This is a genomic window from Vibrio sp. 970, assembly GCF_033339075.1.
Genome location: NZ_JAWOTW010000022.1, coordinates 28,332 through 45,793, shown reverse-complemented (window position 1 = coordinate 45,793; position 17,462 = coordinate 28,332). Strand labels below are relative to the sequence as shown.

17 protein-coding genes are annotated in these 17,462 nt (G+C 45.7%); 9 read left to right on the top strand and 8 right to left on the bottom strand.

Annotated elements, in window-relative coordinates; all coding sequences use genetic code 11:
• Positions 1-117 precede the first annotated feature (117 nt).
• On the bottom strand, positions 118-684 hold the full coding sequence (gene efp, locus R7Q11_RS22350) for an elongation factor P (RefSeq protein WP_005381500.1): 567 nt from the start codon (positions 682-684) through the stop codon (positions 118-120).
• Between the two features lie 32 nt (positions 685-716).
• Between efp and epmB the strand changes: the two genes are divergently transcribed.
• A complete protein-coding gene (gene epmB / locus R7Q11_RS22345; RefSeq protein WP_225466730.1) occupies positions 717-1,739 on the top strand; it encodes an EF-P beta-lysylation protein EpmB in 1,023 nt (340 codons plus the stop codon).
• A gap of 95 nt (positions 1,740-1,834) precedes the next feature.
• Entirely contained in the window at positions 1,835-2,332 is a 498-nt protein-coding gene (locus R7Q11_RS22340; RefSeq protein ID WP_005381504.1) for an MgtC/SapB family protein, read from the top strand.
• Positions 2,333-2,432: 100 nt separating this feature from the next.
• On the opposite strand, the gene R7Q11_RS22335 is transcribed toward R7Q11_RS22340, so the two are convergent.
• The 3 genes from R7Q11_RS22335 to R7Q11_RS22325 form a co-directional block, all read right to left on the bottom strand.
• The gene (locus tag R7Q11_RS22335) at positions 2,433-2,996 is read right to left on the bottom strand and encodes a VC2662 family protein (RefSeq protein ID WP_005381507.1); all 564 of its coding nucleotides are present in this window, start codon (positions 2,994-2,996) and stop codon (positions 2,433-2,435) included.
• A 315-nt stretch (positions 2,997-3,311) separates the two neighbouring features.
• Entirely contained in the window at positions 3,312-4,958 is a 1,647-nt protein-coding gene (gene groL, locus R7Q11_RS22330; protein WP_005381509.1) for a chaperonin GroEL, read from the bottom strand.
• 77 nt (positions 4,959-5,035) lie between these two features.
• Entirely contained in the window at positions 5,036-5,326 is a 291-nt protein-coding gene (locus R7Q11_RS22325; RefSeq protein WP_005381516.1) for a co-chaperone GroES, read from the bottom strand.
• A 240-nt stretch (positions 5,327-5,566) separates the two neighbouring features.
• Here R7Q11_RS22325 and R7Q11_RS22320 point away from each other — a divergent pair, with 240 nt between their 5' ends.
• Positions 5,567-6,949, top strand: coding sequence for an MATE family efflux transporter (locus R7Q11_RS22320; protein WP_064354383.1), 1,383 nt, complete (start codon positions 5,567-5,569; stop codon positions 6,947-6,949).
• 89 nt (positions 6,950-7,038) lie between these two features.
• On the opposite strand, the gene pfkA is transcribed toward R7Q11_RS22320, so the two are convergent.
• From pfkA to R7Q11_RS22305, 3 genes are all read right to left on the bottom strand, one after another.
• The gene (gene pfkA, locus R7Q11_RS22315) at positions 7,039-8,001 is read right to left on the bottom strand and encodes a 6-phosphofructokinase (RefSeq protein WP_005381521.1); all 963 of its coding nucleotides are present in this window, start codon (positions 7,999-8,001) and stop codon (positions 7,039-7,041) included.
• Positions 8,002-8,284: 283 nt separating this feature from the next.
• A complete protein-coding gene (fieF, locus tag R7Q11_RS22310) occupies positions 8,285-9,193 on the bottom strand; it encodes a CDF family cation-efflux transporter FieF (RefSeq protein WP_025768809.1) in 909 nt (302 codons plus the stop codon).
• A gap of 111 nt (positions 9,194-9,304) precedes the next feature.
• Entirely contained in the window at positions 9,305-9,817 is a 513-nt protein-coding gene (locus tag R7Q11_RS22305) for a CpxP family protein (protein WP_005386388.1), read from the bottom strand.
• A 190-nt stretch (positions 9,818-10,007) separates the two neighbouring features.
• Between R7Q11_RS22305 and R7Q11_RS22300 the strand changes: the two genes are divergently transcribed.
• The 4 genes from R7Q11_RS22300 (at position 10,008) to trmL (ending at position 13,490) form a co-directional block, all read left to right on the top strand.
• Positions 10,008-10,697 (top strand): response regulator, encoded by a 690-nt coding sequence (locus tag R7Q11_RS22300; protein WP_005382384.1) that lies wholly within the window; start codon positions 10,008-10,010, stop codon positions 10,695-10,697.
• The gene (gene cpxA / locus R7Q11_RS22295; protein WP_054579327.1) at positions 10,697-12,091 is read left to right on the top strand and encodes an envelope stress sensor histidine kinase CpxA; all 1,395 of its coding nucleotides are present in this window, start codon (positions 10,697-10,699) and stop codon (positions 12,089-12,091) included. The genes R7Q11_RS22300 and cpxA overlap by 1 nt, the downstream gene beginning before the upstream one ends.
• Positions 12,092-12,265: 174 nt before the next feature.
• Positions 12,266-12,874, top strand: coding sequence for a superoxide dismutase (locus tag R7Q11_RS22290; protein ID WP_005382382.1), 609 nt, complete (start codon positions 12,266-12,268; stop codon positions 12,872-12,874).
• Positions 12,875-13,010: 136 nt separating this feature from the next.
• Positions 13,011-13,490, top strand: coding sequence for a tRNA (uridine(34)/cytosine(34)/5-carboxymethylaminomethyluridine(34)-2'-O)-methyltransferase TrmL (gene trmL, locus R7Q11_RS22285; RefSeq protein ID WP_225466736.1), 480 nt, complete (start codon positions 13,011-13,013; stop codon positions 13,488-13,490).
• Positions 13,491-13,560: 70 nt separating this feature from the next.
• Here the strand turns inward: trmL and R7Q11_RS22280 are convergent, their stop codons facing one another.
• Positions 13,561-14,079: an FxsA family protein gene (locus R7Q11_RS22280; protein ID WP_005386383.1), complete on the bottom strand. Its 519-nt coding sequence runs from the start codon at positions 14,077-14,079 to the stop codon at positions 13,561-13,563.
• A 431-nt stretch (positions 14,080-14,510) separates the two neighbouring features.
• Between R7Q11_RS22280 and aspA the strand changes: the two genes are divergently transcribed.
• A complete protein-coding gene (gene aspA, locus R7Q11_RS22275; protein WP_005382379.1) occupies positions 14,511-15,962 on the top strand; it encodes an aspartate ammonia-lyase in 1,452 nt (483 codons plus the stop codon).
• 176 nt (positions 15,963-16,138) lie between these two features.
• Entirely contained in the window at positions 16,139-17,446 is a 1,308-nt protein-coding gene (locus R7Q11_RS22270; protein WP_005382378.1) for an anaerobic C4-dicarboxylate transporter, read from the top strand.
• Positions 17,447-17,462 lie beyond the last annotated feature (16 nt).

The following is a 17,462-nucleotide window of genomic DNA, read 5'->3' as shown; positions in this document are numbered from 1 at the left end:
AAATCATCAAAAATTTGCGGAGGATATCGATGTTTTACGCAGAGGGATTAAAAGAGAAGAGTCACAGGCAATAAAAAAGGCCGCCGAAGCGACCTTTCTAACAATCATATAAAGTGCTTACTTCACACGACCTACGTATTCAGCAGTACGAGTATCTACGCGAATCACTTCACCAATTGAGATGAACAGAGGAACACGAACAACAGCGCCAGTTGATAGCGTCGCTGGTTTACCGCCAGTACCTTGAGTATCACCTTTCAGGCCTGGGTCTGTGTCTACAACTTCTAGCTCAACGAAGTTTGGTGGAGTAACAGTAATTGGGTTACCGTTCCAAAGAGTGATCATACAAGTGTTGTTTTCTACCAACCACTTAGCGTTTTCACCTACCGCTTTTGCATCCGCTGCGATCTGTTCAAACGTTTCACTGTTCATAAAGTGGTAGAATTCGCCGTCTGAATATAGATAATCTAGGTCGATATCCATTACGTCTGCCACTTCACAAGTGTCACCAGACTTGAATGTTTTCTCTAGCACTTTACCAGAAAGAAGTTTACGAATTTTAACACGGTTGAACGCTTGGCCTTTACCTGGTTTAACGTATTCGTTTTCCAGAATTACACAAGGCTCGTTATCAAGCATTAACTTAAGACCGCCTTTAAATTCATTGGTGCTAACTGTAGCCATTTTTTCCTCTTACATTCTTAGAGCTAAATTCAATGCCGCACATAATAACCCGAAAAGTCGAATCTGTTGAGCAAAACTGGCTCAAACAGTTGGCGAATGGGATCTCTGATCCTGCAAAATTGCTCGAAATACTGGAAATTGATCCTTCACCGTGGCAAGACGGGTTTGCCGCGCGCAAGCTGTTTGCACAGCGTGTACCGCAAAGTTTTGTCGATAGGATGGAGAAAGGCAACCCTAAAGACCCTCTTTTACGTCAGGTTTTACCACTGAGCGACGAATTTGAGGTGCATCCGGGTTACTCCAATGATCCATTGGAAGAGCAGGACAATGAAGTCCCTGGCCTGCTACACAAGTATCGCAACCGCGCCCTGATGATTGTCAAAGGTGGCTGCGCGGTAAATTGCCGTTACTGTTTTCGTCGTCACTTCCCTTATCAAGAGAACAAAAGCGGGAAACAAGCCTGGACCAAGTGCTTAGAGTACATGGCACAACAACCAGAGTTGAACGAAATCATCTTCTCAGGTGGTGATCCATTAATGGCAAAAGACGATGAGATTCATTGGCTTTTAGAGCACATTGCTCACATTCCTCACATCAAACGTCTGCGTATTCATAGCCGTTTACCTGTGGTGATTCCTGCTCGAGTCACTGATGAACTATGCCAACTTCTGCAAGCATCAAGGTTACAAATCATCCTCGTCACTCACATCAACCATGCCAACGAAATCAATGACGAATTTGCTGAACAGATGTTCAAGCTCAAAAGAGCGGGCGTTACGCTTCTAAACCAAGGCGTTCTGCTGAAAGGCGTGAATGATTCGGTAGAAGCTCAAGTGGCGTTAAGTGAGGCCTTATTTGACGCGGGTGTCTTGCCTTATTACCTCCACGTTCTTGATAAGGTGCAAGGCGCAGCGCACTACTTTATTTCGGACGAAGAAGCGAAAGCTATTATGCGCGGACTCATCACGCGTGTATCGGGTTATCTGGTACCAAAACTCACACGAGAAATTGGTGGCAGGCCAAGTAAAACGCCGTTGGATTTGCATTTAGAATAAGCTCTGACGCTCAATTAAATTTGTCGTCTAGATTGATTATTTTTGTTCGCTTTGCACGGTAAGTCTATGCATACTCCGCACTTTTGGAGGTCAAGATGCATACAGCATTCGAACAAATTTTCGATCTTGGCCCATTCAGTTGGCCTGCCCTACTATGCTGCGCCATTAATGGGCTCATGATCGGTATAGAGCGCCAAACTCGTGGTAAACCGGTTGGCATTCGCACAGCAATATTAATTATTTCAGGCACCTACCTGTTTATGTCGATGGCAGTGTCGTTATCGCCAAATACACTTGATCAAGCACGAGTGCTTGGTCAGATCATTACTGGCGTCGGCTTCTTAGGCGCTGGCGTTATGATGACACTTGATGGAAAAATCCATGGCGTAACATCCGCGGCTGTAATATGGGTGCTAGCAGGTTTAGGTTTGATGATAGGTTTGGGTTATTTAACGCAGTCGGTGGTTATTACTCTCCTGACATTAACCGTGTTGTTAGGTGTGGATAAAGCAGAAAACCACATCAAAGCATTACGCCGCGGTGTTCATCAAAGAATTCAACAACGCAAAACTTCATCACGATTAATTAAATAGTTAACGCTCCGAGAAACTCGCTTCATCTCATCAGCAATTAAAGAGCCCTCGACGAACATCGAGGGCTTTCTGTATATAAAGATTCTGACTTTCTCAGGGATTACTTAGCAAAGTTGATGAGTGGGAAACACTTGAAGAAACCGTTATCCGCACAGTTCAAAAGACCAATTTGCACACCATCGATTTGATCGGTCATGTTGAAGAAACCAAACTGGAAATTAGACTTCTTAGAGATACTCGCTAAGCCCACATCCGCCATGGTGTAGCCTTCAGAATAGTTCACCGCGCTCCAGTTCAAGCCTTTTACGTTGTTCGTAATGTTAACAGCACCCAAGTTAACACCCGTCGTCTGACCTTGGTTCCAGTTAACTAAGCCTAAAGACGCGCCTTTCATTTCTTGATTTACTTTTGCTGCACCAAAAAACAGACCGAAGTTCACACCTGTCGTACGATCCGTTTCTGACATACCAAGCAGTGAAAAGTCGACACCTTTAACCTCATTTACCTGCCCATGCAACACAGCTAAACGAACGCCACCTACTGAAGAATTAGAGGGTGCGTTTGTGTTATCGATAGTAGAGAACATCACAGGTGTACTGTCGGCAAAAGCAACAGGTGATGCGATAGCGGCTGCAACCGCCAATGACGTCATAAGCTTTTTCATTTTCATCTCCATGATGGGAAGCAACAATTTACAACATAGTGTAATGTTCAGATTTTGCTCTGTCCCCGTTCAAAAAGTGTTAGCAATAGGTCAGATTTAACCATCTGACTCAAAAGAAAAAATATTTCTCTTCGATTTTTTGCTTCTGAAATGGCGCTTTTTACGCTCAAAAATCTCATGATAAGCCACTCCAGAACGTCATGTTTCTCAGGTGACACGCATAAAAAAAGTCGAGGCATCTGCCTCGACTTTTAAAGGTTTGGTCGGTTATCTTTCCGCTATAAGGGCTCCCTTAGAGCGATGAGATAAGCTGGCTTACATCATGCCGCCCATACCGCCCATGCCACCCATGCCGCCCATGTCAGGCATCGCTGGCGCGTCTTTTTGCGGTAGGTCAGTAACCATCGCTTCAGTTGTGATCATCAGACCTGCAACCGATGCTGCGAATTGTAGTGCAGAACGAGTAACTTTAGTTGGATCTAGGATACCCATTTCTAGCATGTCGCCGTATTCGCCTGTTGCCGCGTTGTAGCCGTAGCTACCTTCACCCGCTTTCACGTTGTTCGCAACAACTGAGTCTTCCTCACCTGCGTTCTTCGTGATTTGACGGATTGGCGCTTCCATTGCACGTAGTGCAACGCGGATACCAACGTTTTGTTCTTCGTTGTCACCCGTTAGGTGAGCAATCTTAGATGCCGCGCGGATAAGTGCAACACCACCACCAGCAACAACACCTTCTTCAACCGCTGCGCGAGTTGCGGCTAGCGCATCTTCTACACGGTCTTTCTTCTCTTTCATTTCAACTTCAGTCGCAGCACCAACTTTGATTACTGCAACACCGCCAGCCAGTTTAGCTACGCGCTCTTGTAGTTTCTCTTTGTCGTAGTCTGAAGTTGCGTCTTCGATTTGTTGACGAATCTGAGCAACACGGCCAGAGATCATCTCTTCTTCACCGATACCATCGATGATAGTCGTGTTTTCTTTCGTGATAGAAACACGCTTCGCTTGACCTAGATCTTCTAGTGCAACTTTTTCTAGCTCTAGACCGATCTCTTCAGAAATCACAGTACCGCCAGTTAGGATAGCGATGTCTTGTAGCATTGCTTTACGGCGGTCACCGAAACCAGGTGCTTTCACAGCTGCAACTTTTACGATGCCACGCATGTTGTTCACAACCAATGTTGCTAGCGCTTCGCCTTCTACATCTTCTGCAATGATAAGCAGTGGACGAGATGCTTTCGCGACAGCTTCTAGCGTTGGAAGAAGCTCACGAATGTTTGAGATCTTCTTATCAACAAGAAGAATGAATGGGTTTTCTAGATCAACACTGCCTGATTCTTGGTTGTTGATGAAGTAAGGAGACAGGTAACCGCGGTCGAACTGCATACCTTCTACTACGTCTAACTCGTCTTGTAGCGCCTGACCTTCTTCAACCGTGATAACGCCATCACGACCCACACGCTCCATTGCTTCTGCAATGATATTACCTACGCTTGCGTCTGAGTTTGCAGAGATAGTACCAACCTGCGCGATCGCTTTTGTGTCGTTACATTCAACAGAAAGCTCTTTTAGTTGCTCAACTGCCGCAGCAACAGCTTTGTCGATACCACGCTTAAGATCCATTGGGTTCATGCCCGCTGCGACTGCTTTTAGACCTTCGTTAACGATAGATTGTGCTAGTACCGTTGCTGTTGTTGTACCGTCACCCGCTGCGTCGTTTGCTTTAGACGCAACTTCTTTAACCATTTGTGCGCCCATGTTCTGGAATTTATCTTCCAGCTCGATTTCACGCGCTACTGATACACCATCTTTAGTGATAGTCGGTGCACCAAAAGATTTGTCTAGAACGACATTACGTCCTTTAGGACCCAGTGTTACTTTTACTGCATCAGCCAGAACGTTTACACCTTCCAGCATTTTAACTCGTGCGTCATTACCAAATTTAACGTCTTTAGCAGCCATCTTTGATTTCCTTTCTAAAATTCTTTGTGTGTAATTTCGTAATTGAATCTGAGCAAAAAATTACTCAATGATTGCTATTATTCAACGATCGCCATGATGTCGTTTTCAGACATGACAAGCACTTCTTTACCGTCGATTTTTTCAGTTTTTGTACCGTAACCTTCAGCGAAGATAACGGTATCACCGACTTTAACGTCTAGTGGCAGTACGGTGCCGTTTTCTAGGATGCGGCCTTTACCCACAGCTAGAACAACACCGCGAGTCGATTTTTCTGCAGCAGAACCAGTCAGAACGATGCCACCAGCAGACTTAGATTCAACTTCTTTACGTTCAACGATAACTCGGTCATGTAATGGACGAATGTTCATCGGTCGTCTCTCCTGAAAATTTCCATGTTTATTTGATAATTGTCCTTAGGGACTGTAGCCCCAGACACGTGATCCCTATATAAGGGGTCGAAGCAGCGATCCCAAGGGGGTGGCACAAAATTTTTGTGACTTAGTTAAAATAACGAACAACTAGGCAACGGTTTGCGTTAGAAATGCTCACTCGCTCGGCATCTCGCTTTCTTGTATCCTTGCAGTTTGCTCACCAGATAGTTGTCACACATGCAGGAAAATAACAAGCTGGAACCCCAAGCGACCGATAAGCATGGTTTGTTGACCGCACCCATTCCTGAAACGCTGCGGAAAATGACCGTACCCATGACCATGGGCATGATCGCAATTTTGATGTTTAACTTGGTGGACACGTTTTTTATCTCGTTGCTTGGCACTCAAGCGCTAGCGGCTATCAGCTATACCTTCCCTGTAACCTTTGCGGTTAACTGCATTACGATGGGGATTGGGATGGGACTATCGACCAATATTGGTCGCTTGCTTGGGCAAGGTCATGCACCACAAGCTGCTCGGTTCACCACCCACGGTTTGTTGTTAGCCGTGTTACTTGTGGCTATCACGTCTTCTATTGGCTTTACCACCATTGCGCCATTGTTTCGTTTTCTTGGTGCGTCTGATGATCTCATCCCTCTTATTGAGCAATATATGCAGGTCTGGTATCTCACCATTCCTCTGCTAGTGATCCCAATGGCGGGCAACAGTGCTATCCGAGCTACTGGCGACACAAAAACACCAGCAAAAGTCATGATGTTGGCTGGTTTGATTAATGGCATGCTCGATCCATTGTTGATTTTCGGTTATGGCCCTTTTCCGGAACTTGGCATTCAAGGCGCAGCCATAGCAAGTGCCTTTAGCTGGTTAGGTGCTTTGTGTGGCTCATTCTATGTGCTAATTAAACGGGAAAAATTGCTTGCTCAACCCCAATGGGCTTTGCTGAAACAAGACTGGCAACAGACACTAAAAATTGGTACCCCTGCTGCGCTATCAAACGCGATGAATCCGTTGTCCGGTGCCATTCTGATGATGCTGTTATCCAACCATGGTACAGCGGCGGTTGCTGCTTACGGCGCAGCGCAGCGTATTGAGTCTATATTGATTTTAGTATTGATGTCGCTGACCTCTGCCCTCACACCGTTTATGGCACAAAATTTAGGAGCCAAACAACCGCAACGAGCCTTTTCCGGTTTATTTATTAGCATGCGTTTTGCAGTGGTATTCCAAGGGTTTATCTTCTTGATGATGGTGCCACTGAGCATTCCTCTGGCTGCGCTGTTTTCTCAGGAAGATGCGGTGAAAAACCTGCTTTGGCATTATTTACTGGTGGTGCCATTTAGTTATGGCTTCCAAGGCATAGTGATGATGTTAGTCAGTGGTTTGAATGCGATGCACAAGCCATTGCGTGCATTCCAGTGGAGCTTTATGCGGCTGTTCATTTTTACCTTGCCATCGGCGTGGATCGGGAGCCAAATCTACAGTATTGAAGGCTTGTTTATCGGTATCGCGGTTGGGAATACGTTGGGTGGGCTACTGGGCTACTTGTTTGCGCTGCGCGAGCGAAAATTAACGCTCATAGAGCAGAGCAGCGTGTCTTAACACTCGTCTATCGCTAGTTTCTTTTTGTTGATTCTCAAATACAAAAAACCGCGGAAAGCCGCGGTTTTGTTTATCTATTTCAAACTTGCTTAGAACAACTCTTCAGCAACTTTGTATAGATCGTTGCGTACTGGACGCTTCATGTTTTCGATTGCATCGATGATATCGTGGTGAACAAGTTGCTCTTTCACGATACCTACACAACGACCACCATGACCTTCGATCAATAGGTGAACAGCGTAGTTACCCATACGAGATGCTAGTACGCGGTCAAATGCAGTTGGACGACCACCACGTTGGATGTGACCAAGTACTGTTGCACGAGTTTCACGACCTGTCGCGGCTTCGATGTCACGTGCTAGTTCATTAGCATCCATCATTAGCTCAGTAAGCGCGATGATCGCGTGTTTCTTACCTTTAGCGATACCATCTTGGATGTTGCTGATCAGCTTGTCTTTGTCTAAACCAGTTTCCGGAGTGATGATGTATTCACAACCGCCCGCAATTGCAGACATCAGAGTCAAATCACCACAGTGACGGCCCATGATTTCTACAATTGAAATACGTTGGTGAGATGAAGAAGTATCACGTAGACGATCGATTGCATCGATAACGGTGTTTAGTGCACTTAGGTAGCCCACAGTGTAATCCGTACCTGCGATATCGTTGTCGATTGTGCCCGGAAGACCGATACATGGGTAACCCATTTCAGTCAGTTTCTTCGCACCCATGTACGAACCATCACCACCGATTACCACTAGTGCATCGATACCATGTTTTTTAAGGTTCTCAATCGCTTTTTCACGAACTTCCACTTGTTTAAATTCAGGGAAACGTGCAGAACCTAGGAACGTACCACCTTTGTTGATCACATCTGAAACGCTAGAACGATCTAGCTTCTCGATGCGGCCTTCGTATAGGCCTAGGTAGCCGTCGTACACACCGAATACTTCCAATCCTTCGGATAGTGCTGTACGTACTACGCCGCGTATCGCAGCGTTCATACCAGGTGCGTCACCGCCACTTGTTAAAACACCGATCTTCTTAATCATGCTCACCCTCGATCTTTGGCAATCAATTATTTAATTTTCTTTTAGGCCCCTTGTTACCAAGCAACCTGCATAATCCAGAACTGTGCGTTATGTTACATTTCCTCTACAGGATTACCAATGAAAACGCACTTTTTTATGTAACTTTTCTACTTATGTAAGAGTATTACAGTTTCTCTATGAAACTTTGTTGATTCATATCAGGATCACGAATCTTAATAAGTATTGATGGAAAGATAGTCAATAAGTACCTGTTTGTCGTCGGGCACTGATGGATTTTTCAAGCCTACCAATCTTGCGCTTTCTGCTCTTTCTCAGGTCCGAAAACGACAGACAATGGATCTTGATGGATCAGTACGTCCGCATCAGGAAACAGAGCCAATAAATTATCTTCCACTTTATCAGCAATGTAATGCGCCTCAATTAATCGTAAGTTATCGTCTAGCTCTAAATGCAACTGTATAAAGCGCGTCGGTCCGGACATTCGCGTGCGTAACTGATGCACGCCCAATACCCCTTTTACGCTCAAACAAGCTTGGTTAATTTGCTCAAGTTCTTCATCGGGCAACTTTCTATCAAGTAAGGTTTGAATCGCTTCGCTGACCATTTTGAAAGCGCTATAAAGAATGAAGACACCAATACCAATCGCAAACACAGCATCCGCTTGAGTCACTCCAAAATAACTGAGCCCCAGAGCCACCATGATCGCAGCATTCATATACAAGTCAGTCTGATAATGCAGAGAATCCGCCGCTATTGCTTGGCTCCCCGTCACGCGAACCACATGTTTTTGGAACATCACCAAGCCAAGTGTGACCACAATCGCAAACAGCGATACATACACACCTAACTCCGGTGCGTGTAAAGCATGTGGGCGGAAAAATCGGTCAATCCCGTTAAGAATCAAAAATACTGCCGAGCCCGAAATAAACATTGCTTGGGCTAGGGCCGCTAAGGACTCAGCTTTACCATGTCCAAACGTATGTTCGCGGTCTGCCGGTTGTAAGGCGTAACGAACCACCACAAGATTCACAACCGAAGCCGCGATATCTAACATGGAGTCAATCAATGACGCCAATAAGCTCACTGAGCCGGTTACCCACCACGTGATGACTTTTACTATCAGAAGAAGCGTCGCCACAATGGTTGCAGTCCAAGCGGCGGTCGTAACTAAACGTGCGTATTGCTGTTTCATAATCAAAGAGTTAACTAAAACCATACGTTGAGTATATTGAATGACCATGAAATAACCAGATCAAAAAGAGGCAACCAATGGCTGCCTCTTTATATAACATCAATTCATGACTTAATTATTGCGCGACTTTTCCATGCGCTTGTGCATTCTGTCGCCACACTCTTGCATACGTTCATTTTGTAGCTCAACAAACTTCGCTTTCTGCTCAGGTGTTAATACGCTAAGCATTTGGTGCTTTCTTTCTAGCATTTGCACGCGACGTTCCGTTTGGCGCTCAACCATCTCTTTTGCTAATTCGCTAGCTTGAGCTTCATCAAAGTTATCCGCCAGCAAAAGCGATTGTACTTTTGCGTGATGCGCTTGACGCTCAGCCATACGTGCTTCTTTGCCATCAGCGAATTTTGCTTTCATTTCTGCTTTGTTTGCTTCACGCATTTCTTTTAGCTGATCTTTTTGTGCATCAGTCAGGTCTAGTTGACGCATGACACCTCGGTCCATACCCATGCCGCATTCGTCACGAGGACCTTTATGATGGTTTTTACCACCGTAAGCGAATGCGCTTGCGGCGCCAAGAGTAAGAGGTAGAACAACAGCAGCTAACACAAGTTTTTTTGCAGACTTCATAATACGATTCCTTACACAGGTGAGTGGTTCTTCTGAGCTGTTCTCACAGCGCTTGAGTATAGAATACGACCCGCTAGGTAAAGCGACGTATAGGGAGCGTAAAGAATCGTAAAGAGTGATTTTTCTCCTCTTCGTTGCGCATCATTCCAATGTAATATTAGGCTATCGGTAACTTACTATAGGTGCCCCCATGGCAAACATTCTTTTAATCGATGACGATATCGAGCTAACCAGCTTATTAAAAGAAGTACTCAGTTTCGAAGGGTTTGACGTCAGCGAAGCAAATGACGGTGAAGCCGGCTTAGCCGCGATCAATGATAAGATTGATTTGATTTTGTTGGATGTCATGATGCCAAAACTCAATGGCATGGAAACGCTGAAACGCTTACGTGAAAATTGGGAAACTCCCGTCTTGATGCTGACCGCTAAAGGGGAAGAAATTGATCGCGTGATCGGCTTGGAACTGGGCGCGGATGATTATTTACCAAAACCTTTTAGTGACCGAGAGCTGTTGGCGCGTATCCGTGCGATTTTACGCCGCACTAGCAGCACACAAAAAAATACCAAAAACAGCGATTGCATTGAGTATCAAGAAATCCGCCTCTATCCCGGTAAGCAAGAAGCGTATTGTGAGCAACAGCTACTCGACCTCACGGCAACCGAGTTTGCGCTACTCACCCACTTCGTACAAAACCCAGGACAAGTGCTGACCAAAGAGACACTGAGCTTAGATGTGCTTGGTAAACGACTCGCTGCTTTTGATCGCGCTATCGATATGCATGTCTCGAACTTACGTAAAAAATTACCAGATCAAAGCAATGGCAAGCCGCGAATTAAAACCCTGCGTGGTCGTGGCTACATGCTGCTTGAGGAGGATTAATGCACCTATCACGCATCAAACTGCCAAACATCAATAGCCTGTATGGACGCATCTTTGCCATTTTTTGGTTCACCATGTTATTAGTATTGATAGCCGTGCTATCACTGCCACATTTGGACCCACGCAAAGCTCGCGATATTCCAGAAGAACACTACAAACGTATGGTAGAAACGCGTGACTCAATCCAACAAAAATACAGCCAGCAAACTGATTTAGGCCGCATACTTTTTCGTATCGAGGGCAACCGCCACGGCAAGCACGACCCTCGCCCACGAGTCTTTTTTTCTGACTACAGCGGTAATGTTCTTACGACAGAAAAACGCAGCAATTTTCAATTGCGTGCCATGCAAAACTTTGTCACCAGTATCGAAGATTACAATAATCCAAAGCAGAAGCTGTATGGTCGATACATGATTGCGGGCCCAATTCCTATCACTTTGGCAGGTTCCGATATCTTGATGTACGTGGGCTTCAAGTGGAATGAGCCACCACCTCTACTCCTGCGTCTGTTTGATCACCCATTCCAGCTCTTGCTTGCGGTCATGCTGGTTAGTACACCATTGCTGTTATGGCTTGCTTGGGCTTTGAGTCAGCCTGCACGTCGTCTTGAAGCCGCTGCTCAACGTGTGGCGAAAGGTGAATTTGTCACAGACCCAAATTTAGAAAAAGGTACGGCGGAATTTCGTCAAGCAGGCAGCAGCTTCAACCAGATGGTCGAAGCGGTTAATCAAATGATTTCAGGACAACAACGTTTGCTATCCGATATCTCTCACGAGCTGCGCTCACCTTTAACTCGTCTGCGTATGGCAAGCGCATTAGCGACGCGTAAACAAGGCGAAAGCCCAGAACTGACTCGTATCGATACCGAAGCGCAGCGCTTGGAACAGATGATCAGCGAACTATTAGAGCTTTCTCGCATGCAGGCGAACAGTCATATGACTCGCGAAACACAGCCACTAGAAAGTTTATGGGAAGAAATCATTAAAGATGCGCAGTTTGAAGCAGAGCAAATGGGCAAACAGCTACACTATTCAGAATTACCTAAGCGCAATATTTCCGGTAACCCTAAACTGCTGATGAGTGCGGTGGAAAATATCGTTCGTAACGCCATTTACTACGGAAAAGATGAGGTACAAATCGACATCAAAGCCGATGACGATACGCTTCGTATCACGGTTGACGATAATGGAGAAGGTGTACCAGAAGAGGAACTGGCCGCGATTTTTCGCCCGTTCTATCGCGTTTCCACGGCACGCGATCGCCACTCTGGCGGCACAGGTCTCGGCCTAACCATTACCGAAAGTGCCATTCGCCAGCACAGTGGCACGATCGCAGCCAGCCGAAGTCCGTTAGGCGGATTGCGCATGAGTATCACCTTACCGATCAATTGTTAGTCTCAATTTGATGAACTAACAATAATTCGCACCATATTTCTAGAGTGAGTGATTCACAGCCCCACCCTCACTTTAGAAATTGGCGAGGCTTCTTAGAATACCCTTACAAAGATCAAAGTTGATAATAATTATCGTTAGCATTAAAGTGAATTTTCCAATTAAGGAGGATTTACTATGTCACATACATTTCCCGCTCTGCCTTACCCGTACGATTCACTAGAGCCGTACATCGACGCGAAAACCATGGAAGTGCATTACAGCAAACACCACAAGACGTACTTTGATAAGTTTGTAAATGCCGTTGAAGGGAGCGAGCTCGAAACTCAGTCATTAGACGAGATCTTTGACAATATCTCTAAGCTCAGCCCTGCGGTACGTAATAATGGTGGCGGCTATTACAACCACATCATTTATTGGAATTGCATGTCACCAAACGGTGGCGGAGAGCCTCAAGGCGCGCTTGCTCAAGCAATTAACGATAAATTTGGTAGCTTTGCGCAATTTAAAGAGGCGTTTGCCCAAGCTGCCATCAATACCTTTGGGTCTGGCTTTGCATGGCTGATCGTAAAAGATGGTGAGATTCACATTACGTCCACCAGTAATCAAGACAACCCTCTGATGGATGTAGTGGATGTGCGCGGTGAACCAATCCTCGCATTAGACGTGTGGGAGCACGCGTATTACATCAGCTACCAAAACCGTCGCCCAGAATATATTGATGCGTGGTGGAACGTCGTCAACTGGCGAGCAGTTGAAGAAAACTATGCTCACGCTCTCTTATAAAGAGCATCGCTACTTACGGTATTAACATCCGCGCTAATGCCTGCTTTCATACCCAGGTCAATCTTGCTGAATCTCGCATATCTCGGTGACTTGGGTATATACTGCCCCTCTCTTTGACCAACTCTATTTCAATACCATGTTTGATATCGCTTTATACGAACCAGAAATCGCGCCGAACACCGGCAACATCATTCGACTATGCGCCAACTGCGGTGCAAACCTTCACTTAATTGAACCTCTGGGTTTCGATCTTGAAGAGAAAAAAGTCCGCCGTGCTGGTTTGGATTACCATGATTTAGCTCGCGTAACACGCCATAAAAACTATCAAGCGTTCTTAGAGTATTTAGAGACAGAGAAGCAAGGTAACTACCGATTGTTTGTCTGCACCACCAAAACCACAGGTCACCACGTTGATGCACAATACCAAGCGGGTGATGTTTTGATGTTTGGTCCAGAAACTCGTGGCTTGCCTGCTGAAATCATCGATAGCTTGCCAATGGAGCAGCGTATTCGCATTCCAATGATGCCAGATGCGCGCAGCCTAAACCTTTCGAATGCCGTTGCGATCATTGCTTTTGAAGCATGGCGTCAAATGGGCTTTGAAGGCGCATTGTAAGCAGCACGAATTCCAAATACAGAAAAGGGCGCTTGGTGCGCCCTTTTGTTTTCTTTACTGTCTAACTCAATCAGTTGAGCTTGTTGCGATCATCATCGTCTTTACGCTCGTATTCCCCTTCGAAGGTCTTGCCATTATCTGACTGGGAATCAAAAGGGTCACGACGGAACGGGTCTTGCTCAAATGGCCCCTGGTTAGAGAAACCACCTTGGAAGCCACCACCATGCATGGTTTTCACCACCATTTTGCTCATCAAGTATTTAGCTATCGCGGCGCGTGGCGCAGGAAGCAACACCAACATACCAAGGGCATCGGTCATAAAGCCCGGGGTTAACAGTAGCACGCCAGCCACCGCTAGCATTACGCCTTCAAAAATTTGCTGGGCTGGAATTTCACCTTGTTCAAGACGCCCCTGTACTGACATCAGTGTTTGTATACCTTGGCTACGAACCAACGACGCACCAACAAATGCAGTGATTAAGACTAGTGCAATGGTCGGCCATAAACCTAAAAAGCCGCCCACCTGAATAAATAAGCCGATTTCAATGATCGGAACAAAAATAAACGCTAATAATAAGATAGGAAACACACGCCCTCCTTTGTTTAATTCAGTGTAATGGTAAAAGCAGACTAAGCTCAAACGAATCGTTGTAAAAAAGCGTGTTCATACTGGTCTCCTTCTCTTTTAGACAAAGTAGCGGGAACGCGTTTCATTCAATTGCATACCGATTTTTTCGTGCTTTTAAAGTGCTAATTTCGAACTCTAAAAACTCATGTTTGTCGAGGAAAATCGAGTACCTATAAAGGGTTATTAATAACCCGTTCATACTTTGCAAATTATTGACTCATGAAAAACGAAAAAGGTGATCTAGTTACTATTTTTATGCGCTAGGTGCAGTATCATGTGCCACATAAGTCAGGACGGATTTTCCAGCCAAAAATTCTGATGAATGGATTCTAGATTGCAGAAATGGCTAATAAATAACTTTATTATCAGAATTATCATCTAAGGATCCTGCTATGGCTACCCTATCTGATGCTCCAAAAACAGCAAACCCAGCCACTCGTATTGAAGAAGATCTATTAGGTCAACGTCATGTCCCTGCAGATGCGTACTACGGTATTCATACGCTACGTGCGATCGAGAACTTCAACATCTCCAATATGACCATCTCTGACGTACCAGAATTTGTACGCGGCATGGTAATGACCAAAAAAGCAGCAGCGTTAGCAAACAAAGAACTTGGCGCTATTCCAAAAGACGTTGCAAACTACATCATCGAAGCGTGTGATTTGATCCTAGAAACTGGCAAGTGTATGGATCAGTTCCCATCAGACGTATTCCAAGGCGGTGCAGGCACTTCAGTTAACATGAACACGAACGAAGTGATCGCAAACGTTGCGCTTGAGTTGATGGGTAAAGAGAAAGGCCAATACGAATTTGTTAACCCAAATGACCATGTAAACAAGAGCCAATCAACCAACTGTGCGTACCCAACAGGTTTCCGTATTGCGGTATACAACAGCGTACATAAGCTAATGGAAGCAATTGAGTACCTAAAAGGCGCATTCGAACTTAAAGCCGTTGAGTTTAAAGATGTACTGAAAATGGGCCGTACTCAGCTTCAAGACGCAGTACCAATGACAGTAGGTCAAGAGTTCCATGCGTGGGCGGTAACACTAAACGAAGAGATTCGTGCTCTAGATTACACATCTAAACTCCTCCTAGAAATCAACCTAGGCGCAACCGCAATCGGTACTGGTCTAAATACACCAACTGGCTACCAAGCACTTGCAGTAAAACACCTAGCGGAAGTAACAGGCCTTGACGTTGTTGCAGCAGAAGACCTTATCGAAGCAACGTCTGACTGTGGTGCATACGTAATGACTCACGGCGCGCTAAAACGCCTAGCAGTGAAACTATCGAAGATCTGTAACGACCTTCGTCTACTTTCTTCTGGTCCTCGTGCGGGTCTAAATGAATTGAACCTACCTGAAATGCAAGCAGGCTCTTCAATCATGCCAGCTAAAGTAAACCCAGTTATCCCAGAAGTAGTAAACCAAGTTTGCTTCAAAGTTCTCGGTAACGACAACACGGTTTCTTTCGCAGCAGAAGGCGGTCAGCTACAGCTAAACGTAATGGAACCAGTTATCGCACAAAGCGTGTTTGAGTCTATCTCTCTACTACACAATGCGTGTGTGAACCTACGCGATAAATGTATCGACGGCATCACTGTGAACAAAGAAGTTTGCGAAAACTACGTTTACAACTCTATCGGTATCGTCACTTACCTAAACCCATACATCGGCCACCACGAAGGTGACATCGTAGGTAAGATTTGTGCAGAAACTGGTAAGAGTGTTCGTGAAGTCGTGCTAGAGCGCGGTCTGCTTACAGCAGAGGAGCTTGATGAAATCTTGTCAGTAGAAAACTTCATGCATCCTACTTACAAAGCAAAACGTTACGAGTAATAACGAATCCGAAGGGGGCCACTCAGGCCCCTTTTTTAGGCTCTCATACGGTTAACCACATTTTTTATATGCTTTTATTGCCGCTAAACCACTAGGTTCTCATTCTCTGAGCATTTACTCCTGTTCCTGAGTGTTCAAAAAATCAGAATCAAATAAAAAACTAAAGAGGTATCAATATGGTCATGGTCGAACTCTTCGTGGTTCTGCTCTTCATCTATTTGGGGGCAAGAATCGGTGGTATCGGCATTGGTTTTGCCGGTGGTGCTGGGGTCATTGCGTTGTCTTTGATCTTGGGCGTACCAACAAGCCAAGCTTACATTCCCGTTGACGTAATTTTGATCATCATGTCTGTAATCACCGCTATCGCAGCAATGCAGGTAGCGGGTGGTTTAGACTGGATGGTGCAAGTTGCTGAAAACTTTTTGCGCAAGCATCCTGAGCGCATCACCTTTTATGCGCCTATCGTAACTTACCTAATGACATTAATGGCGGGTACTGGCCACACGGCATTCTCTACTTTGCCAGTGATTGCAGAAGTAGCGAAAGGCCAAGGCGTGCGCCCTTCTCGTCCACTGTCTATCGCGGTCGTAGCATCGCAAATCGCTATCACCGCATCACCAATCTCAGCGGCTGTTGTAGCGTTCGCGGCAATGCTGCACCCATTTGGCGTTGACTACCTAACACTACTAGCAATCTGTATCCCAACGACGTTCATCGCGTGCATGATCGGTGCGTTCGTGGCGAACTTCATGGGCTGTGAGCTAAAAGACGATGCTGAATACCAAGAGCGTCTAGAAAAAGGCTTAATCAAGCTAAATACAGAAGCAAAACGCGAAATCCTACCAACAGCGAAGAAAGCAACATTCATCTTCCTAGGCGCAATCGCATTTGTCGTGTGTTACGCAGCAGCAATTTCTGGCTCTGTTGGCCTTATCGAGAACCCTGCTCTAGGTCGTAACGAAGCTATCATGACGGTAATGCTAGCAGCTGCGGCAGCTATCGTAATGAGCTGTAAAATCGATGCTGGCAAAATCCCAGCAGCAGCAACATTCCGCTCTGGTATGACAGCATGTGTGTGTGTTCTTGGTGTGGCATGGCTAGGTTCTACGTTCGTTAACGCGCACGTTGACGGCATCAAAGAAGTTGCGGGTGCGCTACTAGCAGACTACCCATGGATGCTAGCACTCGTTCTATTCTTCGCTTCAATGCTGCTTTACTCACAAGGTGCAACCACTGTTGCGCTGATGCCAGCAGCACTTGCTATCGGTGTGGCACCACTTACCGCAGTTGCATCTTTCGCAGCAGTAAGTGCGCTATTCGTGCTGCCAACTTACCCAACGCTTCTAGCAGCGGTTGAGATGGACGACACGGGTTCAACTCGTATCGGTAAGTACGTATTCAACCACCCATTCTTTGTACCTGGTGTGGTAACCATCGCTTCTGCGGTAGCACTTGGCTTCGCATTCGGTGGTCTACTGATCTAGTAGAAACAGAGTCTTA